The organism is Brooklawnia propionicigenes (genome assembly GCF_030297015.1).
Lineage (GTDB): Bacteria > Actinomycetota > Actinomycetes > Propionibacteriales > Propionibacteriaceae > Brooklawnia > Brooklawnia propionicigenes.
This window is the reverse complement of record NZ_AP028056.1, coordinates 2,439,638-2,462,803: the sequence shown is the minus strand read 5'-3', so window position 1 is coordinate 2,462,803 and position 23,166 is coordinate 2,439,638. Positions and strand designations below refer to the sequence as shown.

Below are 23,166 nucleotides of genomic sequence, written 5' to 3'. Positions count from 1 at the left end.
TACCTCCTCAGCCGACCGGTCTCAGTGGAAGAAGTGCCGGGTGCCGGTGAAGTACATCGTCACGCCGGCCTTCTTGCAGGCCTCGATGGTCTGCTCGTCGCGCACCGAACCGCCGGGCTGGACGATCGCCTTCACGCCTGCGTCCAGCAGGATCTGCGGGCCATCGTTGAACGGGAAGAAGGCATCGGAGGCGGCCACCGAGCCGACGGCCCGGTCCCCCGCCCGGTCGACGGCCAGCTTGCAGGAGTCGACCCGGTTCACCTGTCCCATGCCGACCCCCACCGAGGCGCCGCCCGAGGCCAGCAGGATCGCGTTCGACTTCACCGACCGGCAGGCCCGCCAGGCGAAGACCAGATCGGCCAAGGTGGCCTCGTCGGCAGCTTCTCCGCTGACCAACTGCCAGTTGGCAGGATCATCGCCGGGGGCGTCGATCCGGTCGGGCTCCTGCAACAGCGCGCCACCGGAGATCGTGGTGAGCTTGGCGGTACCGAAGGGATAGGGTCCGGCGGTCAGGATCCGGATGTTCTTCTTGCGCTCCAGGATCTCCAGGGCGCCCTCCTCGTAGCTGGGGGCGATGATCACCTCGGTGAAGATCTCGGCGACCTGCTCGGCCATCTCGATGTTGACCGGACGATTGGTCGCGATCACCCCACCGAAGGCCGACACCGGATCGCAGGCGTGTGCCTTGCGATGTGCCTCGGCGATGTCCGCGCCGATCGCGATGCCGCACGGATTGGCGTGTTTGATGATCGCCACCGTCGGCTCGTCGAAATCGTAGGCGGCCCGATAGGCGGCATCCCCATCGGTGTAGTTGTTGTAGCTCATCTCCTTGCCGTGCAGCTGCACGGCCTGGGTGATACCCGATGACCTATCCTGCCTCGCGTACAGCGCGGCCCGCTGGTGGGAGTTCTCGCCGTAGCGCAGCGCGCCGACCTTCGTCCAGCTGGCGCCGGCCCACGCGGGGAAGCCGTCACCATCGGAGGTGTCGGTCAGCACCGAACCCATCCAGCTGGCCACCGCGATGTCATAGGCCGCGGTATGAGCGAATGCCTTTGCCGCCAGCCGCTGCCGGGTTTCCAGCGTCGTGCCACCGGCGGCCAGCGCGTCGGCGACCAGCCCGTACTGGGCAGGCGAGGTGATCACCGCAACGCTCGGATGGTTCTTCGCGGCGGCCCGCACCATCGAGGGACCACCGATGTCGATCTGTTCGACGCAATCGTCGGGGGCGGCGCCCGAGGCGACCGTCTGGGTGAACGGGTAGAGATTGACCACGACCAGGTCGAACGGCGCAATCCCGAGTTCGTCGAGCTGCTGGCGGTGCGAGGCGAGACGACGATCTGCCAGGAGGCCGGCATGAACCCGCGGGTGCAGCGTCTTGACGCGTCCGTCGAGGCACTCGGGGAAACCGGTCAGTTCCTCCACCGAGGTCACCGGCACGCCGGCATTCGCCAGCTTCGCCGCTGTCGAACCGGTGGAGACGATCTCGACGCCGTTGTCAGCCAACTGCTGTCCCAGCTCGATCAGCCCCGTCTTGTCGTAAACCGAGACCAGGGCCCTACGAATCGGTTGCAGCTCAGTCATGCTTCTCCTTCACCAGTTCGGAAACTACGTGGACGAGCAGTGCGCGCTCAACCACCTTGATGCGTTCATGCAGCGTGGCCTCGGTGTCGTCGGGTGCCACGTCGACTGCCCGCTGGGCGAGAATCCGGCCGGTGTCGACACCCTCATCGACGACGAAGATCGTCGTCCCGGTCACCTTGACCCCGGCCGCCAGAGCGTCTCGGACGCCGTGCATACCCGGGAAGCTGGGCAGCAATGCCGGATGCGAATTGATGAAGCGGCCACCGAACTCGCTCAAGAAAGCAGCTCCGACCAGCTTCATGAATCCGGCGCTGACCACCAGGTCCGGCCGGTATGCCGACACGGTCTCAGCGAGCCTGCGATCCCACAGGGCTCGGTCGGGCAGCATGGGGACGACGAAGGTCGGCACTCCCGCGTCCAGTGCGCGCGTCAACCCGTAGGCATCTGCCCGGTCGGAACCGACGGCCACGATCTCGAAAGCTGCGCCGGGGGCGGAGCTCGCCTCCAGCAGCGCCTGCAGAAGGGTTCCCGATCCGGACAACAGTACGACGACCCGAGATGTCACCCTCAGAGCCTACCTGTCGCGCTCGGCCAGCTTCGACCGGTCTTCCACCACGGTCGTCGGGACTTCCGCCTCGTCAGCTGCCTCCCCGGTGGTCGCCACAGCCGGCACCGGGCCGTCAGCAGGATTCAATGACGGCACCGGCGCTTCGGCAGACCGCACGGACTGCCAATCCGAGCGTCCGGCGCGCCAGCCGAGCACCGCCCCGGTGGCCATCCCGGCCAGGCCCATCGTGGACGGGGCCATCACCAGCAGCGCCGACATCCGCGCTCCCAACGACGTCAGCCGCACCGAACCCAGATCACCGCCGGCCGGAAGCTGCAGCAATGTGAAGACCAGTCCACAACCGACGCCGGCCAGCGCCCCGACGATCGCTGTGACGTCGACCCCGAGCTGTCGGCCATTGGCCGCAGCGCGAGTCTGCAGCCGCTTGACGAGCACCGCTGCCGCGGCACCACCTGCCACCACCCCGCTGAGCAGCCACAACAGGCAACTGGGCGGCATCGGCCCGGCCGCCGGCACTGCGCCGAGGACGGGAATCGACGGCAGCATGCCGAGGGTCGTCTGGGCGGGCGAGACGACGGTGCCCAAGCCGAGTTGGATGCCTGCTCCGACCGACCACGCGCCGGCCCACAGGATCAGATTCGGTAACCAGGCGAGCTGACCCAGCAGCAGCATCACCCCGCCGAGGGTTCCGGGCAGCAGCGACTCGTGGATCATGATGACCTGCGAGCGTCCCCTGATAAGCGCTGTCGCGGTCACCGCAGACCCGGCAGCGATCATCACCAACAGTCCGGCCGCCAACGACCAGCCGACGGTTCGCACGATCGTCATCCCGCGCGGCGGGCGCCAGGCCAGCGCCCGCGCGAATCCGGCCAACGGCAGCAGACACGACAACGCCATCGCACCCAGCAGCGTCGAGGCGCTTCCGCCCGCCTCGACGAATTGGCGGCCCCCGGCGAGCACTACGACATAGACCACCGCGAACACCCCGGACATCCGAAGCAGCCGGGAGCCGATCTCCCCGGCAAGCGGCGGACGGCTGTGCAGCACGGCCTGATGACAGGCCGCCAGGCCGATGAGCACGATGATCAGCGTCAACCCCAGCGGCATGATCGACAATTGCGCACCCGGCAGCGACACCGACACCCCATGCGCCAGCAGCCAGCCCTGGGTGCTCAGGGCGAGCACCGCGGAGGCCTTCAGCTGCGGCACAGAGATCCACCCGAGCACGCAATAGCCGGCCACCAGTACCCAGCCGAGGGCGGCGGTGATCACGGCTGCGAGCCCACTGGTCACGGGCCAGGGCAGCCGCCACGGCTCGGCCTGCTCGGTCATCGCCTCCAGATGGCGGACCCGGGCACTGGGTGTATTGCGATGCCGTCTACCGAACCTCATCAACCGTGCAGGATCTCGCGCATCAGTGCGGCGGTCTCACTGGGGGTACGACCCACCGTGACACCGACGGCCTCCAACGCCTCCTTCTTGGCCTGAGCGGTACCGGACGACCCGGACACGATCGCACCGGCGTGACCCATGGTGCGGCCTTCCGGCGCCGTGAAACCGGCGACGTAGGCGACCACCGGCTTGGTGATGTTCTCGGCGATGTAGGCGGCAGCGCGCTCTTCGGCGTCCCCGCCGATCTCGCCGATCAGCACGATGGCCTCGGTCTGCTCATCGGCCTCGAAAGCGGCCAGCGCATCGATGTGCGTGGTGCCGACGATCGGGTCGCCGCCGATCCCGATGGCCGTCGAGAAGCCGAGATCGCGCAATTCGAACATCATCTGGTAGGTCAGGGTGCCCGACTTGCTGACCAAGCCGATCGGACCGGGGCCGGTGATGGACGCCGGAATGATGCCGGCGTTCGACTTGCCGGGCGAGATGATGCCGGGACAGTTCGGGCCGATCAGGCGGACGCCCGCGTCCAGGGACTGGTTGACGAACCGTGCCGAATCGGCGACCGGGACACCCTCGGTGATGCACACGACCAGGTCGAGATCGGCATCGATGGCCTCACCGACCGCCGATCCGGTGAACTTCGGCGGCACGAAGACTACCGACGTGTTGGCCGCGGTGGCCTCGACTGCCTCTGCCACACTGCCGAAGACCGGGAGGTCGGCGCCGTTGAACGACGCGGTCTGCCCGCCCTTGCCGGGGGTCACCCCGCCGACCACGACAGAACCACTGTCCAGCATTCGCTGGGTGTGCTTGCGTCCCTCCGAACCGGTCATGCCCTGCACGATGATCCGGGAGTCGGTTCCGAGCCAGATCGCCATCTCAGGCCTCCTTGCTTGCGTCGTCGGCCTGCTGGTCATCGGCCAAGATCTCGACCTCGGCAGCCAGTTCGGCCGCCAGCCGGGCGCCATCGTCCATGGTCTCGGCGAGCCGGACGCGTGGGTGCGCATACTCGGCCAGGATGCCACGTCCTTCTTCGACGGCATTGCCGTCCAGCCGCACCACGATCGGACGCGTGGCCTGGTCTCCCAGCACCATCAGGGCCTGCTTGATGCCGTTGGCCACCTCGTCGCACGCGGTGATGCCGCCGAAGACGTTGACGAAGACCGACCGCACCTGCCCGTCGGACAAGATGATGCTCAGTCCGTCGGCCATCACCTGGGCGGACGCGCCACCTCCGATGTCGAGGAAGTTTGCCGGTTTCGGCTGACCGGGCAGGTCGGCGCCCGCGTAGGCGACCACGTCGAGGGTGCTCATCACCAGGCCCGCCCCGTTGCCGATGATGCCGACGTCGCCGTCCAGCTTCACGTAGTTGAGACCGCGTTCGGCAGCCGCCAACTCCAGCGGATCGGTGGCGGAGAGGTCCTTCAGCCCGGCATGATCGGGATGCCGGAAGTCGGCGTTGTCGTCCAAGGTGACCTTGCCGTCAGCCGCCAGAATCTGCCCTGAACCGGTCTTGACCAGGGGATTCACCTCGACCAGCGTGGCGTCCTCGGCGACGAACGCAGCCCCCAGAGTGACCAGTACCTCAGCGATCTTCACGCGGTCGGCCTCGTCGAACCCGGCGGCGTCCACGATCTCGACAGCCTTGGCGGCGTCGATGCCCACCCTGGGGTCGACAGCTACCCGGGCCAGCGCTTCGGGATGCTCGGCGGCCAACGTCTCGATGTCCATCCCGCCCTGGGTGCTGCACATCGCCAGCCAGCGCCGTTCGGCTCGATCGACCAGCAATGAGAAGTAGTACTCCTCGGCGATGTCGATGCCCTCGGCGACCATCACCTGGTGCACCGTGTGACCCTTGATGTCCATGCCGAGGATCTTTTCCGCGGCCTGCGCCGCCTCCTTCGGCGAACGGACGACCTTGACACCGCCGGCCTTGCCGCGTCCACCGGTCTTCACCTGGGCTTTGACGACGGTCACGGGAGTACCGAGCGTGATGGCGGCTCGCTCTGCTTCTTCCGGCGTTCGAGCGACGATGCCTCGCGGAACCGGAACGCCCTGGGCTTCGAACAGATCCCGGGCCTGATACTCGAATAGATCCACCCCGTCAGCCTAGCGGGGCATCGATCACAGCTTCTCCAACGGCGCGTACTTCAAAGCGAATCGCTTCACCCCGCTGGATCCGAAATCGACGTCGGCCTTCGCATTGTCACCACTGCCATGGGTAGCCACCACGGTGCCCATGCCGTAGGTGGAGTGCAGCACCCGGTCGCCGGTGTTCACTGTGGGCAGAGTCTTCTTGATGGCCTGGCCGCGTCCGGTGCCGAAGATCGTGCCCGACCCGAGCGCGGCGCGGGCCGAGGCGGTCCGTTCGGCCGCGCCGGACGCCCAGCTGGCCACCTCGGATTCCTTGCGCCGCCAGTCGATGAGGTCGTCCGGGATCTCGGCGAAGAACCGGCTGGCCGGGTTGTAGGCGGGCTGACCGAACATGGTGCGGACGACCGAACGGCTGAGATAGAGCTTCTTGCGGGCGCGGGTGATGCCGACGTAGGCGAGTCTTCGTTCCTCCGCCAGTTCGGCGGGGTCGGTCATGGCACGCATGTGCGGGAAGATGCCGTCCTCCAGGCCGGTCAGGAAGACCGTGTCGAATTCCAGGCCCTTCGCGGTGTGCAGGGTCATCAGCGTGACGACCCCGGCATCGGCGCCGGCGTCGGGAATCTGGTCGGAGTCGGCGACCAGCGCGATCCGCTCCAAGAAGGCTCCCAAGGACGCGTCCGGCTCGGGCTGGGCCGTCGCCAGAGCACCGGCCAGCTCGGCGCCCGGGTCGGCAGCGCCGTCGGTGCCGGTCGACGCAACGACCTCGAAGTCGTCTTGTCCGGCCAGGTCCTGGGTGGTGGCCTGCGCGACGAACTCCTGGGCGACCTTGACCAGTTCGATCAGGTTCTCCAGCCGGGTCTCGTCCTGCGGGTCGGACGAGTTGCGCAACTCATCGATCATCCCGGAGCGTTTGAGCACCGCCTCCAGGACATCGCTGGCCGGCAGGCCGGCATCGACCATGGCTCGGAAGTCGGCCATCATCTGCCCGAACGCTCTCACCTGGTTGAGCGAGCGGGTGGCGATACCCGGGGCCTGCTCGGCGCGCTCGATGGCGTCGGCGAAGCTGATCTGTTCGTTGGCGGCCAGCATCGCCAGCGCTACCTCGGCGCGCTCCCCGATCCCGCGCTTGGGCACGTTGATGATGCGGCGCAGCGAGACGTCGTCCGAGGGGTTGGCGATCGCGCGCAGATAGGCCAGCGCGTCACGGATCTCGCGGCGCTCGTAGAAGCGCACCCCACCGACCACCCGGTAGGGCAGGCCGACCCGGATGAACACCTCTTCGAATGCCCGGGACTGGGCATTGGTGCGGTAGAAGACCGCCACATCGGAGTACTTGGCCCGGCCGCCATCGACCAGCGAGTCGATCTCGCCGGCGACGAAACGCGCCTCGTCGTGCTCGGTGTCGGCGACGTAGCCGACGATCTGTTCGCCGGCGCCGGCCTCGCTCCACAGCTTCTTGTCCGGACGCCCCGAGTTGTGCTGGATGACCGCATTCGCCGCCGACAGCACGGTCTGGGTGGATCGGTAGTTCTGCTCGAGCAGGATCGTCCGGGCGCCGGGGAAGTCGTTCTCGAAGTCGAGGATGTTACGGATCGTCGCTCCGCGGAATGCGTAGATCGACTGGTCGGAGTCACCCACCACCATGAGCTCACCCGGGGTGATGCGCGGCGCGTCGTCCGGCAGCCCGTCGTCGGGGCCGAGATCCCCGCACAGCTGCTTGATCAGCAGGTATTGGGCGTGGTTGGTGTCTTGGTACTCGTCGACCAGCACATGACGGAAACGCCGGCGGTAGGCCTCGCGGATCTCGGGATGCTGCTGGAACAACAGCACCGTGGTCATGATCAGGTCGTCGAAATCGAGTGCATTCGCCGCGCGCAGCCGCTCGTTGTAGGCCTTGTAGGCCTCGGCACGCACCTCGTCCAAGCCGGAGGCCTTCGCGATGGCCTGGTCGGGAGTGATCAGCTCGTTCTTGCAGTTGCTCACCCAATTGAGCAGGGCCCGCGGCGGGAACTTCTTGGGGTCGAGGTTCTGGTCGCGGGCGACCAGCGTCATCAGGCGCTTGGCGTCGGTGTCGTCGTAGATCGAGAACGTCTTGCGAAAGCCCATCGCATCGATCTCGGATCGCAGGATGCGCACGCAGGCCGAGTGGAATGTGGAGACCCACATCAGCCGGGCTCGGTTGCCCACCAGATCGATGACGCGCGAGCGCATCTCGGCGGCGGCCTTGTTGGTGAAGGTGATCGCCAGTATCGAACCGGGGTGCACATCGCGCTGCGACACCAGATAAGCGATGCGGCGGGTCAGCACCCGGGTCTTGCCCGATCCCGCGCCGGCGACCACCAGCACGGGACGACCGGCATGCGTAACGGCTTCCCGCTGCGGCGGATTCAGGCCCTCGAGCAGATCTGATTGAGTCATAGCCCTATCAGGGTAGCCGGGTCCCCCAACGCACCCTGATAGCGACCCTGACCACGACCAGACCTTCGGGTTCGTAACACTTCTCCTGCCTACACTGGCGCCATGATGTTCATTTCATGGCTTGTCCTGGGTCTCATTGCAGGATCGATTGCGCGAGCTGTAGTCGGCGGGGGCGGTGGATGGATCATGACCCTGCTGCTCGGTGTGCTAGGCGCAGTCGTCGGTGGCTGGATATCGTCGGCGATCTTCGGCATCTCGCTGCAGGGATTCTGGAACCCCATCACCTGGATCATCGCCATCCTCGGCGGATTCCTGGTGACCTTCCTCTACAACAAGCTGACCAAGAAGGCCTGACGGCGCAGGGCCGGCCGCACAGACGTCCGGTCCTCCCCACCCGTCACTCCAAACGCTCGCCATAGAACAGTTTGCTACAGACAGCAGCGAACTGACTTATGGCGAGCGTTCCGTATTTGTGGCGAGCGTGCCGGATCCGCGGCGGGGGTCTACGCCAGCTTGGGATTCATACGAGTTCGGGATTCACACCAGCTTGCGGTCGGTTGCCCACTTGGTCAGCTGATAGCGGTTCGACAGCTGCAGCTTGCGCAGCACGCTGGAGACATGCGTCTCGACGGTCTTGATCGAGATGAACAGCTCCTTGGCCACCTCTTTGTACGAGTAGCCGCGGGCGATCAGCTTCATCACCTCGCGTTCGCGCTGGCTGAGCCGATCGAGGTCCTCATCGATGGACGCCACGTCGATCGAGCCCGAGAACGCGTCCAGGACGAAACCGGCCAGCCGCGGCGAGAAGACCGCATCATTGGTGGCCACCCGTCCGATCGAGTCGATCAGGTCGTCCGTGCTGATCGATTTCGTCACGTAGCCGCGGGCGCCGGCCCGGATGACGCCGATGACGTCCTCGGCGGCGTCGCTGACCGACAGTGCCAAGAACTTCACCTTCGGCTGGGTGGCGTGCACCTTCTTGATGACCTCCGCGCCGCCACCACCGGGCAGGTGAACGTCCAGCAGCACCACATCGGGCACCGTGGCGAGGATGGCTTTCACCGAGGTGGCCACGTCTTCGCCCTCGCCGACGATTTCAACCTTGTCGGACGCCTGTTCGAGTTCGTGGCGGACGCCGGCCCGGAAGATGCCGTGATCGTCCACCAGAACGACCCGCCACGGACCGGTGTGCTCGGGGGTTGGTTCGGTCTGGGCGTTGGTCATGCCTTCATCTCCAATCGGATCTCGGTTCCCTCACCGGGCGCCGAGCGAATCTTCGCGCTGCCGCCATGGCGTTCCATGCGGCCGACAATCGACGAACGCACCCCCATCCGGTCGTCCGCGACATCGGCAGGATCGAATCCCTTGCCCCTATCACGGACGAAGACCTGGACGAGTTCACCCTCGCCGGTAGGTTCCACCTCAGCATAGACATCGATGAACGGCGCGCCGGAGTGCTTCGCAGCGTTGGTCATCGCCTCCCGCGCAGCCTGGACGAGTGCTCGCAGCCCCTCGGTCAGTTCGATGTCGCCCACGCAGACCACCTCGACCGGAACACCGCGTTCGTCCTCGACCTCACCACCGGCCTCGGTCAGGGCGGCCTTCAGAGTCGACGGCCCGGCCTGGTCGGCGTAGAGCCAGGCGCGCAGTTCACGCTCCTGACGACGAGCAAGTGTCGCCACCTGCTTGGGATCGTCGGCCTGGCGTTGAATCAGGGCCAGGGTCTGCAGCACCGAATCGTGCAGATGGGCCGCCATATCGGCCCGGGTGTCGGCGATCAGCTTCTCTTCATAGGCTGCGGCCATCCTGCGCCGGTAGCGCAGGATCCACGGCGCAGCCACCACGGCCACACCCGCGACGGTCAGCGCCGACACCATCGCCACCAGCGGCAGCTGACCGACTCCACCTTGCGATGCCGCCAGCAGCGCCACCGCACCGCCGATCAGAGTCATACCACCCAGCACCCGCACCGCCTCGACCCACTTGCGGCCACCGACGGATACGATCGGCCGCCGGGTCTGCTCGGAACCTGCCGCCACCTCAGCCGCAGACTTCGAGACCGCGGGCTCATCATCGGCCTGTAGCCAGACCAGACCGACACCGAGCGCGGCCAGCATGATCGGCCAGAAGAACGCATTGGCGGGCCCCATGCCGAGCATCCGGGCCAGCATGATCAGGCCGAACCCGACCATCACCACCGCGCTCACCCGACCGAAGCTGACATTCTTCGGACGAGTCGACTGGCGCATGCCCTGGTTGGTCGCCGCCTGCAGCCCGGGCGGCTGCTCGACCGGCGACGGTTCGGGCATCAGGATCCACAGCACCGCGTAGACGCCGATGGTCAGGAAGTTCGCAAACGCCAGACCGACGAAACACAGCCGGACCAGCCACGTCGGCCAGCCCAGATGATCAGCGATGCCGGCAGCGACCCCACCCAGCCAGGCCTCGGAGCGGCTGCGGGTCAGTCGGGTGCGTACCGGCGGGTTCGGTGGTACGGGCGCGACGGGACCAGGTTGTTGATAGCTGGGTTCCGGAACGCTCGTCACCCTTCAAGGTTCACACGTCTGCCCCTGCAATTCCACCGAGCCCGACCCCGAAGGCTCCCGGAAATGGATGTTCCGCAGGACCATAGCCCCGGTAGGATTTTGGGGGATCGCTCCGGGTCCGAATCGATACCATGAGCCGACTAGGGCGGCAAGACTTGACTACATGTCCGCCAGCACGCCACCGCCACCTCAGCAGTGGCCGTTGCGTCCGGATTCTCCTCGGCCGTCTCGTGACTGGGCAGCCGAGTTCCTCGATCTGAAGCGCACTCCTGCTCACGGCAATATCACCGGTCTGAGCGTGGCGCTGGCGGACTGGTTGGGCATCGATGTGCTGCTGGTGCGGTGCCTGTTCGTGTTGACCGGACTGTGTTCGGGCATCGGTGTCCTGGCGTATCTCACCGGATGGATACTCACTCGCAACGCGACCACCGGCATGGCTCCCCTCGATCACGTCGGCCGCCGCTGGCGCAATGCGCCGCCGAAGGTCGTGGTGAGCTGGGCGCTGGCGTTCGGCATCCTGGGCAGCCTGTTGTTCGGCACCGTCACCGGGGTCGGCTGGCTGCCTGTCGCGATGATCGCCGTGACGGCTTGGGCCGGAACCCAGGGCCGGCTGCGCCGAGGTGGCACCCCGCGCCGGGTGACCACCCGCTACTGGTCCCCCACGCCGGCCCCGGTCAAGGCGCATGACCGCGCCGCTGTCGCCATCACCCTGGGGACGCTGCTGTTGGCCGCCGGTGCCGCGTTCGCGACGACGGTCTGGTTCCCCGACAAGGTGGTGCTGCCGCTGGCGGCAGCACTCGGGATGATCGGCCTGGGTCTGCTGATACTCGCCCGGCGCGGACGCGGCCTCGGCCTGATCATTCCGGGCGTGATTGTGGCGGTGGCGATGGCCGCAGCGATGATCGCGCTGCCGCCGCGAGGCAGCGACGCGATCCGCTATCTGGCGTCCGACCAACTCGGTGACGTCTCGCTCTACGACTCGCAGCAGAGCCTGGACATTGGCGCAATACCCATCACCGAGGATGATCAGTGGCAGATCGATCTGCGGGACTCCCGGCTCGGCCTGACGCTTGCGGCCGATCAGAACGTGATCATCGAGCTCAGCTACAGCGACTCGACGGCCATGTTGCCGATCGGCTTCTACAACGGATCAGGCCAGGTCACCTACCACCAGATCATCGATGAGACCCAGCCGACCCTGACGATTGTGATCTCCGCCCACGATTCACAGCTGTGGGTGATGCCATGACCCGCAAACCCAGTCTGGTGGCGATCATCTGGGGGCTTGCCTTCATCGCGATGGCGGGTCTGGCGGTACTGCAAGAACTGAAAGTCCTGACCACGATGACCGTCTTCGGTCTGCTCGCACCGCTCGGGCTGATCGTCCTCGGCCTGCTCGGGCTGGTGCTGAGTAACCGACGCGACAGCCCCCACTGATCCCACCATCACCGACCACGCAACCCACTACAGAAGGGACAATAGACTCATGACAACTCGGAAACTCGTCCGCAGCCGTGATCATCGCGTCATCGCAGGTGTTTGCGGTGGCATCGCCGAATACTTCGACATCGACCCGACCATCGTGCGGGTGGTGACCGCTGCGCTCGGCCTGTTCAGCCTCGGAGCCGTCTGCGCTGCCTACGTGATCGCCTGGCTGGCCATCCCCGACCAGGGAAGCGGCCAGACCGGGGCCGACCAGCTCTACGACCGCTACGGCGACTATCAGCGTCGCCGCGACGCCCGCCAGTCCGGTGGTGAGCCCGACAACGGTCCCGCTGACACCTTCAGCGCCGACTAACTCCCGGATTCGCCGGCATGCCGCTGGGCACCGATCACTCCCACTCGATCGTGCCCGGCGGCTTGCTGGTTACGTCCACCACGACCCGGTTGATCTGGCGCACTTCGTTGGTGATGCGCGTGCTGATCTTCTCGATCACCTCGTAGGGCAGCCGCGACCAATCGGCGGTCATGGCGTCCTCGCTGCTCACCGGACGCAGCACGATCGGGTGACCGTAGGTTCGTCCATCACCTTGGACGCCGACTGAGCGCACATCGGCGAGCAGGACGACCGGCATCTGCCAGACAGCGCGATCGAGACCGGCAGCAGTCAGCTCGTGGCGGGCGATCGCGTCCGCGGCACGCAGCAATTCGAGACGCTCCCAGGTGACCTCACCAATGATGCGAATGGCCAGGCCCGGGCCCGGGAAGGGCTGGCGCCAGACCATCTCCTCGGGCAGACCCAACTCCACACCGGCCGCGCGTACCTCATCCTTGAACAGGGTGCGCAAAGGTTCGATCAGGGTGAACTGCAGGTCGTCGGGCAGTCCGCCGACATTGTGATGACTCTTGATATTGGCCGCGCCGTCGCCACCCCCGGATTCCACGACATCGGGGTACAAGGTGCCCTGCACCAAGAAATCGATGCCGCGCTCGCCCGCGATGGCCCGGGCGGCCGCCTCGAAGCTGCGGATGAACTCACGGCCGACGATCTTGCGTTTGGTTTCGGGGTCCGAGACGCCGGCCAGCGCCTCCAGGAAACGATCCTTCTCATCGGCGACCACCAGCCGCACGCCGGTCGCCGCCACGAAATCCTTCTCGACCTGCTCGGCCTCGCCGGCGCGCAGCAGGCCGTGATCGACGAACACGCAGGTCAGCTGATCGCCGATGGCGCGCTGCACCAGAGCAGCCGCGACCGCCGAATCGACGCCACCGGACAGCCCGCACAGCACCTGCCGGTCGCCGACCTGCGCGCGGATCGCCGCGATCTGCTCGGCGACGAAATTCTCGCTCGTCCAGTCGGGGGTCAACCCGGCCACGTTGTACAGGAAGTTCTCGATGACCTGCTGGCCCAACTCGGTGTGAGCGACCTCGGGATGCCACTGCACACCGGCGAACCCACGATCGGTGTCGGCGAACGCCGCCACCGGGGTGCCCAGGCTGTGCGCGAGCCGACCGAAGCCGGCAGGTTCCTGGGTCACGGAGTCGCCGTGGCTCATCCAGACGTTGAGCGTCTGCGGGATTCCGGCCAGCAACGGCGACGGCTCGTCCACCTCGAGATGGGTACGCCCGAACTCGGAGGTGTCGGTGCGGCGCACCACGCCGCCCAGCGCCTGGGCCATCGCCTGGAAGCCGTAGCAGATGCCGAAGACCGGCACCCCCGCGGAGAACAGCGCCGGGTCGACCTGCGGGGCGCCGCTGGCGTAGACCGACTGCGGGCCGCCCGACAAGATGATGGCCTGCGGGTCGCGGGCGAGCACCTCGGCCACCGACGCGGTATGGGGCATGATCTCGGAATAGACGTGCGCCTCACGCACCCTGCGGGCAATGAGCTGGGCGTACTGCGCGCCAAAGTCGATGACAATGACCGGTCGTGAAGGCATGCGCCAGAGTCTATGCCATCCGATTCGCCCGACTGCATCGAGTGATCCGCGCTGGACCCGGGTTGACGTGGCCTGACGTTGACGTGCGATGACTGGGTATGACGATGTCACTTCGGCGGACGCGACGGCGCAGTCTGCTGTGGGCGGATCTGCCCGGCTCCGGGCAGCCGAGTTCAGCAGTAGTCGACGAAGCCTGTTGCCAGGTGGTTGGATGGTCCCGTGAGCTTGTTTTCGAGGGTCCGCCTGATTGCCTCGCGCGTCGACGAGGACCTGGCCGCCGCCCAGCGTGAGGATCCGGCGGCCAGATCCAAACTCGAGGTCGCGATCATCTACTCAGGCCTTCACGCGATCTGGATGTATCGGGTCGCTCACTGGATGTGGGGCAAGCCGGGGCTACGATTCAGCTCCCGGCTGCTCAGCCAGATCGCCCGCTTCCTCACCGGCATCGAGATCCATCCAGGCGCGACGATCGGGCGGCGGTTCTTCATCGACCACGGCATGGGCGTGGTGATCGGCGAGACCGCGATCATCGGGGACGACGTCCTCATCTACCACCAGGTCACCCTCGGCGGCCGCGCCCGCGGACGCTTCAAGCGGCACCCCACGATCGGCAACCGCGTCCTGATCGGGGCCGGAGCCAAGGTGATCGGCGACATCACCGTCGGCGACGACGCCAAGATCGGCGCGAACGCGCTGGTCGTCAAGGACGTCGCGCCCGGCGCCGTGGTCGTCGGTATCCCCAGCAACGTCCGCTCGGGCGACGTGATCGCCTGAGGGCCCGGTCAGTCCTCGGTGGCCGGGCCGCCCGCGTGCTCGTCGGCGATCTTCATGTGGTGGCGCACCACCTCGCGGACGATGAAGTTCAGCAGCTTCTCGGCGAACTCCGGATCCAGATCGGAATCGATCGCCAGCTGGCGTAGCCGCCCGATCTGAAGCGCCTCCCGCTCGGGGTCGGCGGCCGGCAACCCGTGCTGGGCCTTCAGCGCGCCGACCCGCTTGGTGATCTTGAACCGCTCAGCCATGATGTGAATCAGCGCAGCGTCCAGATTGTCGATGCTACCGCGCAGCCGCAGCAGTTCGGCCAGCGTCCGCTCCTGATCCTCGGTCATGTCAGCGGACGATCAGGTCGATGCGCTGGAAGGCCTTGACCTCGGTGTAGCCGGTGCTTGCCAGCGCGCGGCGCAGCGCGCCGACGATGTTCATGGTGCCGTCGGGGGAATGCGACGGACCGAGCACGACCTCGGACAGTGAGCCGACCTGGCCCACCTCGACCCGGCGACCGCGCGGCAGGGCCTCGTGCCAGGCCTCGGCGCCCCAATGCCAGCCCTGTCCGGGAGCCTCGATCGCGCGAGCCAGTGGCGTGCCCAACATGGCGGCGTCGGCACCGCAGGCGAGCGCTTTGACGACGTCACCGGAATACCCCATCGAACCGTCGGCGATGACATGCACATAGCGGCCGCCGGACTCGTCCAGGTAATCACGGCGGGCTTCGGCGACATCCGAGATGGCGGTAGCCATCGGCACCTCGATGCCCAGCACATGGCGGTTCGTCGAGGTCGCGGCTCCACCGAAGCCGACCAGCACACCGGCGGCGCCCGTGCGCATCAGGTGCAGCGCGGTCTGATAGGTCGCACAACCACCGACGATGACCGGCACGTCGAGGTCGTAGATGAAGCGGGCCAGGTCGAGCGGCTCGGCAGCGTTCGAGACGTGCTGAGCGCTGACCGCGGTGCCGCGCACCACGAAGAAATCCAGGCCCGAGTTCTCGATCACCGAGGCGAACTCCTGGGTGTTCTGCGGGCTGAGGGACCCGGCCACCGGAACCCCCGTGTCCCGGATCTCGCGCAGCCGTTCGGCGATCAGCTCGGCCTTGATCGGCTCGGTGTAGATCTGCTGCAGCTTGCGGGTGGCCTCGGCGGCGTCGGTGATGGCGGCGAGCTCATCGAGCACCGGCTGCGGGTTGACGTAACGCGTCCACAGCCCTTCGAGGTTCAGCACACCCAGACCACCGAGGCGTCCGAAGGCGATCGCCGTGGCGGGGCTCATCACCGAATCCATCGGCGCAGCCATCAACGGGAAATCGAAGGTGATGGCGTCGATGCGCCATTCCAGATCGATGGTCTCGATGCCGCGGGTGCGGCGCGTGGGCATGATCGCTACATCATCCAGCGAGAACGCCTGCGCGGCGCGTTTGCTGCGTCCGATGTCGTACAACATGGATCCTCCATTTTCGGCTGAGCGCCCCACCAATCTAGGCGATCCGGCGCGCTCGCGCAGGCATCGGCCACTAGGCGGTTCCCGACCGACTTCTCGCGGTCACAGCGATCCCGCGGCTGCGGCCACGACGCGCATCACTGCTTGGAGGCGTAGTTCGGTGCTTCCACCGTCATCTGGATGTCATGCGGATGGGACTCGCGAAGCCCGGACGCGGTGATCCGGACGAACCGTCCGTTGGTCTGCAGCTCTTCGATGCTGTGCGCACCGCAGTAGAACATCGACTGGTGCAGGCCGCCGGCCAACTGGTAGAGCACCTGCGACAGCGGCCCACGGTAGGGCACCTGGCCCTCGATGCCTTCGGGAATGATCTTGTCGTTGCTGGTCACATCGGCCTGGAAGTAGCGGTCCTTGGAGTAGCTCATGGTGCGTCCGCGGGTGGCCATCGCGCCCAGCGAACCCATGCCGCGGTAGCTCTTGAACTGCTTGCCGTTGATGAAGACCAGATCGCCGGGGCTCTCGTCACAACCGGCCAGCAACGAGCCGAGCATCACCGTGTCGGCACCGGCCACGATCGCTTTCGCGGTGTCACCGGAGTACTGGAGACCACCATCACCGATGACCGGGACACCGGCCGGCTTCGCCGCCCGGGCGGCCTCATAGATCGCGGTGATCTGGGGGACGCCGACACCGGCGACCACCCGCGTCGTGCAGATCGAGCCCGGCCCGACACCGACCTTGATGCCATCCACCCCGGCGTCGATGAGCGCGCGGGCGGCTTCGTAGGTGGCGACGTTTCCGCCGATGATGTCGACATTGCGGGTGGACACCTCAGCCTTGAGCCGCTTGATGAACTCCACCTCTGCCCGGGAATGACCATGCGCGGTATCGACCACCAGACAGTCGACGCCCTCCTCGACGACGGCCATCGCGCGCTCCCAGGCGTCGCCGAAGATGCCGACCGCGGCACCGACGCGCAGGCGTCCCTGCGGATCCTTGCAGGCCTTCGGGTACTGATCGGACTTCACGAAGTCCTTGAGGGTGATCAGGCCACGCAGGCGTCCGGTGTCGTCGATCAGCGGCAGCTTCTCGATCTTGTTCTTGGCCAGCAGCGCGAGCGCATCGTCCGACTTGATGCCGACCGGTGCGGTGACCAGCGGCATCTTGGTCATGACCTCGCCGACCAGTCTGGTGGGGTCGCTCTCGAAGCGCATGTCACGGTTGGTGATGATGCCGAGCAGCATCATGGACGAGTCGACCACCGGAATGCCGCTGATGCGGTAGGTGGCACACAGTTCATCGGCCTCGCGCAGGGTGGCGTCCGGGCTGATGGTGATCGGCTCGTCGATCATGCCGGCCTCGGAGCGCTTCACCTGGTCGACCATGCGGGCCTGGTCGTCGACCGACAGGTTGCGGTGCAGGACGCCCAGACCGCCCTCGCGGGCCATCGCGATGGCCATCCGCTGCTCGGTGACGGTGTCCATCGCGGCCGATAGGAACGGCACATTGAGGGTGATGTTGCGGCTCAGCCGAGCATTCGTCCGGACCTCGCTCGGGATGACATCCGATTCCCGGGGTTGCAGCAAGACGTCGTCGAACGTCAGGCCCAGAGCTTCGAACATTGGTGGTATTCCGGCGGGAGTCAACTGTTCGGACACCGCACTTCCCTTCCATCACTCAGCTGGAAAAGGCCAGTTTAGCCGCCCCAAATGACCGGTCAGTCGCCAGCGGGCCACCAGCACGGCAACGGCCAGGCCGACGCCCTGAGCGACCGGTATCGGCAGTCCCGCGTAGTCCAGCAGCACACTGGTGCTCAGCAGGGCGCCGACACCTCCGATCACCCAAGCCGAGGCCTTCGGCGACAGCGCGACGGCGCCCAGCAGAACGCCTCCCCACAGCACGTACCAGGGCTGCAGGCTCGGATAGCTGAACGCGAAGACGATCAGCGCCCAGGCCGTGAAGGCGATCGGACGCGTCGCGCCCAGGCGCAATCCGAGCCACCCGATGGCTACCGCGCCGATGATCAGGAAGATTGGGCCGACCACCGACATAGCTCCGCGCAGCGAGACCGAGGTGAACATCTCGATCGTGGCGGCCACCGTGTGGGCGATCGACTGGCTGCCTGCGCTCTGCGGAGAGCCCGACCCGGTGGCCCAGCCGAGTCCCCAGCCCGACGCGAGGGTCGGGATCGCGAAGCCCGCCGCCGTCGCGGCCAGGCCCACCGGCAACCGCCACAGCGCCTGCGGGAAGATCTTTCGCCAGGCCTGCCGGGCGGTGAGGTCTGAAGGGCTGTGACCGAGCGCGACACCGGCCAAGGCAACGGCGACCATCATCAGGCCGAGGGGCTGTTTGACAGCCATCCCCAGCCCCACCGCGACACAGCCCAGGGGCCACCAGGCCGGCCGGCGCAGCGCTGTCCAGATGCCCAGCACACCCAATGCGACCGCCCAGGAATCGTTGTGACCACCTCCGATGAAGTGGACGATCACCAGAGGATTCAAGATGCCGAACCACAGCGCGTTGCCGGCGCTCTGACCGGCGGCACGTCCGATGCGCGGCAGGCAGGCACCGATGGCGATGACCGAGGCCAGGCCGGGGATCCGCATCGCGAACAGTGACCACAGCGGGCTTGCCCCGCTGATCGCCACCATGGCGGCCTGGATGAGCAACGCCAGCGGCGGATAGACGGTGGTGGTGTACTTCCAGTACGTGTCAACGCGTGAAGCGAAGGGCCCGCCCACCGAACTGATGGCGGTGTGATATGGATCGAACCCCTGCAGCACGAGCCAGCCCTGCTCGAGATAGGCCCAGACATCCTTGCTGAGCAGCGGGGGGCAGACCAGCAGCGGCAGGCACCACACGGCAAAGGTGCGCCACGCGTTCTTCTGATCGGTGCCGCGCATCATCAGCCAGCCGGCGAACAGCAGCACCACACCGAGCGCCGCCGGCAACGTGTGCGCCCAGCGGATCGGCAGCGGATTGGAGCGTCCGGCGAAGCCGAGCCCCCACGGTGAGGCCAGCCAAGCCGACACGGCCAGCAGAAGGGTGCCCGCCAGCCCGACCATTCTCCCCCGGCCCGTCTGCTGCACGCAGGCATCGTAGCCGGTGGCTCTCGGCGCGTTGACCACGCCCATCCGATCGATGCCGAACCGTCACCCAAACGAACTGGGTGCAGCTATCTCCCTGTCACGGGAGATAACTGCACCCAGAAACGACTCAGAATGGCTGAGTCATTGACTACTTGGCGTCGTCCTCGTCGTCATCGTCCTTCTTCTCGACCACCAAGGTTTCGGTGGTGAGCAGCAGGGACGCGATGGAGGCCGCGTTGGCCAGCGCCGAACGGGTCACCTTGACCGGGTCGATAACGCCCTGGTCGATCAGGTTGCCGTACTCGCCGGTCTTGGCGTTGTAGCCCTCGTTGGCGCCGAGTTCGGCGACCTTGGCCGCGATCACGTAGCCGGGCACGCCACCGTTCTCAGCGATCCAGCGCAGCGGCTCGATCAGCGCCTTGCGGACGGTCTGGACACCGACGCGCTCGTCGTGATCGGAGCTCTCGACGCCGTCCAGCACCTTGGCGGCATGAACCAGAGCAGCGCCACCGCCGGCGACGATACCCTCTTCGATCGCCGCGCGAGTAGCCGAGACGGCATCCTCGATGCGGTGCTTCTTCTCGTTCAGCTCCACCTCGGTAGCAGCGCCGACCTTGATCACGCAGACGCCACCGGCGAGCTTGGCGACCCGCTCGGCGAGCTTCTCACGGTCCCAATCCGAGTCGGTGCGCTCCATCTCGGCGCGCAGCTGCTCGACGCGGGCCTTGACCTCGGCCTGGTCACCGGCGCCGTCCACGATGGTGGTGTTGTCCTTGGTGACCACGACACGACGGGCACGACCGAGAACCTCGAGACCGACCTGGTCGAGCTTGAGCCCGACCTCCGGAGCCACAACCTGGCCGCCGGTGAGGATCGCAATGTCCTGCAGCATGGCCTTGCGGCGATCGCCGAAGGCGGGAGCCTTGACGGCGACGGCGTTGAAGGTGCCACGGATCTTGTTCACCACCAGGGTCGACAGCGCCTCGCCGTCGACGTCCTCAGCGATGATGACCAGCTGGCCGTGCGCTGCGATGACCTTCTCGAGCATCGGCAGCAACTCGTTCATGTTGCTGATCTTGCCCTGGTTGATCAGGATGTACGGATCGTCGAAAACGGCCTCCATACGATCCTGGTCGGTCACGAAGTACGCCGAGATGTAGCCCTTGTCGAACTGCATGCCCTCGGTGAAGTCGAGCTCTGTGCCCAGGGTGTTCGACTCCTCGACGGTGATGACGCCATCCTTGCCGACCTTGTCGAAGGCCTGCGCGATGATCTCGCCGATCTCCTCGTCGCGGGAACTGATGGTGGCGACACTGGCCATGTCGGCAGCCGACTCGACCTCACGGGCCGCCGAGCGCAGTTCGTCGATCACCAGGCCAACGGCCCTGTCGATGCCCCGCTTGAGGCCGATGGGGTTGGCCCCAGCGGCCACGGCCCGCAGACCTTCATGCACCAGCGCTTGCGCCAGCACCGTTGCGGTGGTGGTGCCGTCGCCGGCGACGTCGTTGGTCTTGGTGGCGACCTCTTTGGCAAGCTGAGCGCCGAGGTTCTCGTAAGGATCGGTCAGGTCCACTTCCTTGGCGACGGTCACGCCGTCGTTGGTGATAGTGGGAGCGCCGTATTTCTTGTCGAGGACGACGTAGCGGCCCTTCGGGCCGAGCGTCACCTTGACGGTATTGGCGAGGGTGTCCACACCGCGCTCGAGAGAGCGGCGGGCCTCCTCGTCGAACTGAAGCTGCTTAGCCATGAATCAGTGCCTCACTTCTCGACGACTGCGAGAATGTCGCGCGCGTTGAGCAGCAGGTAGTCCGTAGCGTTGTAGCGCACTTCCGTGCCGCCATACTTGCTGAAAATGACGACGTCTCCGACCTTAACGTCCATCGGCACGCGGTTGCCCTTGTCGTCGATGCGACCGGGGCCGGCGGCGACGACCTTGCCTTCCTGCGGCTTCTCCTTGGCGGTGTCGGGGATGACCAGACCCGATGCGGTGGTGGTCTCAGCCTCGAGAGGCTCAACGAGGATACGGTCCTCGAGCGGCTTGATCGTGGTTGCCACGTTCAAACCCCTTTCTGTTGTCTAGGTGTCACGGTGCAGTACGAGCGGGACGTCGTCGCGGGTGCCGTTCCGATCGTTGGCACCCGGGCCTGCCGAGTGCCAAGAACCACCTTAGACCCGCGATTGGCACTCAGACAAGCCGAGTGCCAGAGCTAGCTGCGGCGGCAGACCAGGGCCTTCGTCCCGGCGGTCGTGCGGGCGACGATCAGCGTCGCGGCATTGGGTCCGGATGGCTTCAGACTGCGGCGCAGCTGGGCTGGATCGATATCGACGGCCCGCTTCTTGATCTCCAGCACACCCACCCGGTCCGTCCGCACCCACGCCCTGAGCACCTTGGGATTGAAGTCCAAGATCTGCAGCACTTCGAAACAGGACGCGAACGGCGTCCGAATCGGCACGTCGCTGGACAGGTAGGCGACACCGGGGTGCAGCAGCCAGGCCTGCGAGCTGATCTGGTCGATCGCCCGGGCCCGGATGACCGCGCCGTTGGGGTCGAGAAGGTAGCGTCCGGGCGCCGCCACCGGCAGACCCGGCGCCGCCGGATCCGACTCGATGCGATGCTCACCGGGCAGCAGAACAGCCGCACTGGCATTGTCCTGGGCGCCCGCCAGCCGCCACAACCCGGCCTCCACGACGTCTCCCCGGTCGGACACCCAGCAGGCCTCGACACCGTGGGGGATGAGTTCGCGGGGCAGGCCCGGCCCGAGCTTGACACACAGCGGATGCCCGCTCGCGACCAAGCTGAGCACGAAGTCCCAGGACGGACTGAAGTCGGCGACCCGCCAGCTGCGTCCGGACGCGTTGCGCCGGGCGGGGTCGATGAAAATCCCGGTGGACGCATCGGCGTGCGCCAGCAACCGCGGACCGGCCTCGGTCGCGTCGCCGCAGATCACTTCGACGCCCGGCAGGTTGGCGCGGGCCAGCTCCGCGGTGAGCCGATCGGCCTCGACCGCAACGACCTCCAGGCCCGCAGCGCGGAATCCGCGAGCGTCCGCACCGATGCCGCAGCACAGATCGATCACCCGCCGCACTCCGGCGGCGCGGTACCGCTCGGCGCGCCAGGCAGCGACCGACGGCCTGGAGGCCTGCTCAAGGCCGTCGCGGGTGAACCACATCCCCTCGGCCGCGGCACCGAACTTGGCCCTGGCCTGGCGTCGCAGACTCGCCTGGGTCAAGGCGAAGGCGGCCACCTCGGGGCTGAAGCGGGAGCGCAGCCGCGCCGCCGCAGCCAGCGATTCGGGGTCGGCCTCGGCCATCGCCATCTCGGTGGCGGCCGCTCGCTGGTCCCAGGGCTGGTCACTCACTGGGCGTCCTCACCGCAGCGTGCCCGACCAGCCGAGGGGCTGCCCGTTACGGTACGGAATCACCAGATGAAACTGCTCGACCTGCGGATCGAAGGTCTGCGGCAGGAAGTACCGGTCCCCCGCCCACATCGGCAGCTGGTCCAGCGCCGAGAGGGGCTGCCAGGCCAGCGGGCCCTCGGCGTTACGTTCAGGGATCTCTCCGGTCCATGAATCCACCACGAAGACGAAACCGAAGACCGAGGTGCCATCGGGATGAAAACCCGGCCAGCTGACCGTGCCGCGCAGCCGCATCGAGACGACCTCGATCCCGGCCTCCTCGCGCAGCTCGCGGGCCATCCCCGACCAGACGTCCTCGTCCGCCTCGACCTTGCCCCCCAGCCCGTTCCACTTGCCGAGTTGCTCGTCATCGGATCGGCTGATGCGGTGCACCATCAGCACCTGCCGGCCGTCGGGCGAGAGGACGAAGCCGAGCGTGGTCAGCTCCGGGCTGTAGGCCATGGCAGACCTCCCAAACAGAAAAAGAAG

22 protein-coding genes are annotated in these 23,166 nt (G+C 66.8%); 5 read left to right on the top strand and 17 right to left on the bottom strand.

The features are described from left to right. Window positions 1–21: 21 nt before the first annotated feature. Genes purH through QUE25_RS11295 form a run of 6 tightly spaced genes read right to left on the bottom strand, consistent with a single transcriptional unit; the run spans window position 22 to window position 8,053 of the window. Complete coding sequence (gene purH, locus QUE25_RS11320) at window positions 22–1,581, bottom strand: bifunctional phosphoribosylaminoimidazolecarboxamide formyltransferase/IMP cyclohydrolase (protein WP_286265052.1); 1,560 nt, start codon at window positions 1,579–1,581, stop codon at window positions 22–24. After that, window positions 1,574–2,146 carry a phosphoribosylglycinamide formyltransferase gene (purN, locus tag QUE25_RS11315; RefSeq protein WP_286265050.1) on the bottom strand — a complete coding sequence of 191 codons (573 nt, stop codon included), beginning with the start codon at window positions 2,144–2,146 and terminating at the stop codon, window positions 1,574–1,576. Before purN ends, purH begins: the two co-directional genes overlap by 8 nt. Window positions 2,147–2,155: 9 nt before the next feature. Continuing rightward, window positions 2,156–3,541 carry a cell division protein PerM gene (locus tag QUE25_RS11310; RefSeq protein WP_286265048.1) on the bottom strand — a complete coding sequence of 462 codons (1,386 nt, stop codon included), beginning with the start codon at window positions 3,539–3,541 and terminating at the stop codon, window positions 2,156–2,158. Next, the gene (gene sucD / locus QUE25_RS11305; protein ID WP_286265046.1) at window positions 3,541–4,419 is read right to left on the bottom strand and encodes a succinate--CoA ligase subunit alpha; all 879 of its coding nucleotides are present in this window, start codon (window positions 4,417–4,419) and stop codon (window positions 3,541–3,543) included. The genes QUE25_RS11310 and sucD overlap by 1 nt, the downstream gene beginning before the upstream one ends. Before the next feature lies 1 nt (window position 4,420). Further along, complete coding sequence (gene sucC, locus QUE25_RS11300) at window positions 4,421–5,641, bottom strand: ADP-forming succinate--CoA ligase subunit beta (protein WP_286265044.1); 1,221 nt, start codon at window positions 5,639–5,641, stop codon at window positions 4,421–4,423. A gap of 24 nt (window positions 5,642–5,665) precedes the next feature. Beyond that, window positions 5,666–8,053, bottom strand: a complete 2,388-nt coding sequence (locus QUE25_RS11295; RefSeq protein WP_286265042.1) for a UvrD-helicase domain-containing protein — start codon at window positions 8,051–8,053, stop codon at window positions 5,666–5,668. A gap of 102 nt (window positions 8,054–8,155) precedes the next feature. Here QUE25_RS11295 and QUE25_RS11290 point away from each other — a divergent pair, with 102 nt between their 5' ends. After that, complete coding sequence (locus QUE25_RS11290) at window positions 8,156–8,407, top strand: GlsB/YeaQ/YmgE family stress response membrane protein (RefSeq protein ID WP_286265041.1); 252 nt, start codon at window positions 8,156–8,158, stop codon at window positions 8,405–8,407. Window positions 8,408–8,590: 183 nt separating this feature from the next. On the opposite strand, the gene QUE25_RS11285 is transcribed toward QUE25_RS11290, so the two are convergent. Further along, complete coding sequence (locus QUE25_RS11285) at window positions 8,591–9,277, bottom strand: LuxR C-terminal-related transcriptional regulator (protein ID WP_286265037.1); 687 nt, start codon at window positions 9,275–9,277, stop codon at window positions 8,591–8,593. After that, the gene (locus QUE25_RS11280; RefSeq protein ID WP_286265035.1) at window positions 9,274–10,599 is read right to left on the bottom strand and encodes an ATP-binding protein; all 1,326 of its coding nucleotides are present in this window, start codon (window positions 10,597–10,599) and stop codon (window positions 9,274–9,276) included. The genes QUE25_RS11285 and QUE25_RS11280 overlap by 4 nt, the downstream gene beginning before the upstream one ends. Window positions 10,600–10,762: 163 nt before the next feature. On the opposite strand from QUE25_RS11280, the gene QUE25_RS11275 reads away from it, so the two are divergent. From QUE25_RS11275 to QUE25_RS11265, 3 genes are read left to right on the top strand one after another with little or no spacing between them, the layout of a single operon-like run. Further along, window positions 10,763–11,848, top strand: a complete 1,086-nt coding sequence (locus QUE25_RS11275; RefSeq protein WP_286265032.1) for a PspC domain-containing protein — start codon at window positions 10,763–10,765, stop codon at window positions 11,846–11,848. Next, entirely contained in the window at window positions 11,845–12,036 is a 192-nt protein-coding gene (locus QUE25_RS11270) for a hypothetical protein (protein ID WP_286265030.1), read from the top strand. Before QUE25_RS11275 ends, QUE25_RS11270 begins: the two co-directional genes overlap by 4 nt. A gap of 49 nt (window positions 12,037–12,085) precedes the next feature. Continuing rightward, entirely contained in the window at window positions 12,086–12,397 is a 312-nt protein-coding gene (locus QUE25_RS11265; protein WP_286265028.1) for a PspC domain-containing protein, read from the top strand. A 34-nt stretch (window positions 12,398–12,431) separates the two neighbouring features. Here the strand turns inward: QUE25_RS11265 and guaA are convergent, their stop codons facing one another. Then, window positions 12,432–13,979 (bottom strand): glutamine-hydrolyzing GMP synthase, encoded by a 1,548-nt coding sequence (gene guaA, locus QUE25_RS11260; protein ID WP_286265026.1) that lies wholly within the window; start codon window positions 13,977–13,979, stop codon window positions 12,432–12,434. 219 nt (window positions 13,980–14,198) lie between these two features. Here guaA and cysE point away from each other — a divergent pair, with 219 nt between their 5' ends. Then, a complete protein-coding gene (cysE, locus tag QUE25_RS11255; RefSeq protein ID WP_286265025.1) occupies window positions 14,199–14,753 on the top strand; it encodes a serine O-acetyltransferase in 555 nt (184 codons plus the stop codon). Window positions 14,754–14,761: 8 nt separating this feature from the next. On the opposite strand, the gene QUE25_RS11250 is transcribed toward cysE, so the two are convergent. From QUE25_RS11250 to QUE25_RS11215, 8 genes are all read right to left on the bottom strand, one after another. Then, complete coding sequence (locus QUE25_RS11250) at window positions 14,762–15,088, bottom strand: chorismate mutase (RefSeq protein ID WP_286265023.1); 327 nt, start codon at window positions 15,086–15,088, stop codon at window positions 14,762–14,764. 1 nt (window position 15,089) lies between these two features. After that, entirely contained in the window at window positions 15,090–16,193 is a 1,104-nt protein-coding gene (locus QUE25_RS11245) for a GuaB3 family IMP dehydrogenase-related protein (protein WP_286268551.1), read from the bottom strand. 137 nt (window positions 16,194–16,330) lie between these two features. After that, on the bottom strand, window positions 16,331–17,815 hold the full coding sequence (guaB, locus tag QUE25_RS11240; protein WP_286268550.1) for an IMP dehydrogenase: 1,485 nt from the start codon (window positions 17,813–17,815) through the stop codon (window positions 16,331–16,333). A gap of 51 nt (window positions 17,816–17,866) precedes the next feature. After that, a complete protein-coding gene (gene mptB / locus QUE25_RS11235; protein ID WP_286265021.1) occupies window positions 17,867–19,282 on the bottom strand; it encodes a polyprenol phosphomannose-dependent alpha 1,6 mannosyltransferase MptB in 1,416 nt (471 codons plus the stop codon). A 148-nt stretch (window positions 19,283–19,430) separates the two neighbouring features. Next, complete coding sequence (groL, locus tag QUE25_RS11230; protein WP_286265019.1) at window positions 19,431–21,029, bottom strand: chaperonin GroEL; 1,599 nt, start codon at window positions 21,027–21,029, stop codon at window positions 19,431–19,433. Between the two features lie 11 nt (window positions 21,030–21,040). Then, on the bottom strand, window positions 21,041–21,337 hold the full coding sequence (gene groES / locus QUE25_RS11225; protein ID WP_286265017.1) for a co-chaperone GroES: 297 nt from the start codon (window positions 21,335–21,337) through the stop codon (window positions 21,041–21,043). Window positions 21,338–21,489: 152 nt separating this feature from the next. Further along, a complete protein-coding gene (locus tag QUE25_RS11220; RefSeq protein WP_286265015.1) occupies window positions 21,490–22,641 on the bottom strand; it encodes a THUMP-like domain-containing protein in 1,152 nt (383 codons plus the stop codon). Window positions 22,642–22,650: 9 nt separating this feature from the next. Further along, window positions 22,651–23,139, bottom strand: a complete 489-nt coding sequence (locus tag QUE25_RS11215) for an NUDIX hydrolase (protein WP_286265013.1) — start codon at window positions 23,137–23,139, stop codon at window positions 22,651–22,653. Window positions 23,140–23,166: the final 27 nt, after the last annotated feature.